The following is a 1,009-nucleotide window of genomic DNA, read 5'->3' on the forward strand; positions in this document are numbered from 1 at the left end:
AAAGACATATAAACCCCCCTAACCCCACCATGCGACTTGAGGCAATACGCAAAATCACGACCATAAGTTGCCGGTGTTATCCAAAGTCATTCTGGAACACATCAGCATAAGCGTTGTTGCATGAATAGATATTCAGCACATACTGCCTTGATGTCCTGACCCATTTTGCTGGCACAGAGATGAACTTGAAGACAAACGCCTTGATGCGGCTTGTTGCTTTGAGTCCGAACCTCTTCACGTCAAGCCTCGCCATGATGAATTTATAGAAGTTGCGTATGAGTGCCGTAAGCAGAAGAAACACCGTGTTTTCTCCCATGAAGGATTTTGGAAGCCTGTTCCAGCCGAATCCGTTATTCATGTCATCGAAGATGCGTTCCTTCCCTCCACGGAGGTTATAGAATTCGACAATCTCTTTCTCGGAAGACTCGTAGTCATTTGTAAGGATGCAGCGGTAGGTGTATTCTCCTTCCCACAGGTCGAGTTCGCCGTCTATCCGCTTCTGTCTTTGAATCACAAGACGGTATGCCTTCCCTTTCCATTTCTCGATGAGAATGGAGGCCAGCTCAAACTCAATACCGCCCAATTTCACTTTCTTCCAACCTCTGAGGGCAAAGATGTCATTGTAGAGCGAACTGCATCGGTTGGCACGGATATAGAAGGTCTTGCAGTGTTTAGCAATCTCTTCCACTATCTCTTCAGAACACGAGCCGCAATCAGCTCTGAAACGGTTGATAATAAGCTTGTTCTGTTCAAACCTTTCAAAGAACCTCTTCAGCGTGTCCTTCTGGTGGAAACGGACATTTGTGTTGCCGTCGCTGTTCTCAATGCCGACAATCAAGTCGCCAATAACTGCCACGCCAGGGCGATAACCAAGGAACTTCTTGTATGTAGGCTTCGCATCAAACTTCTCAGCCTCTATGAACTGGTGGTCGAAGTCAACGTCATACCCCTCGCCCTCTTTCAGCTGCCCTGTGGACAATAGGCAATTCAGGAGCAGTGTATTCAGCTT

The 1,009-nt window shown here is 47.2% G+C and carries 1 protein-coding gene; it reads right to left on the reverse strand.

What is annotated here, in order from left to right:
- Positions 1-76: 76 nt before the first annotated feature.
- A partial coding sequence (locus tag GH664_RS24075; protein ID WP_153170329.1) for an IS1380-like element ISBf11 family transposase occupies positions 77-1,009 on the reverse strand: 933 nt, incomplete at its 5' end.

This window comes from Thauera sp. 2A1 (assembly GCF_009469595.2).
GTDB lineage: Bacteria > Pseudomonadota > Gammaproteobacteria > Burkholderiales > Rhodocyclaceae > Thauera.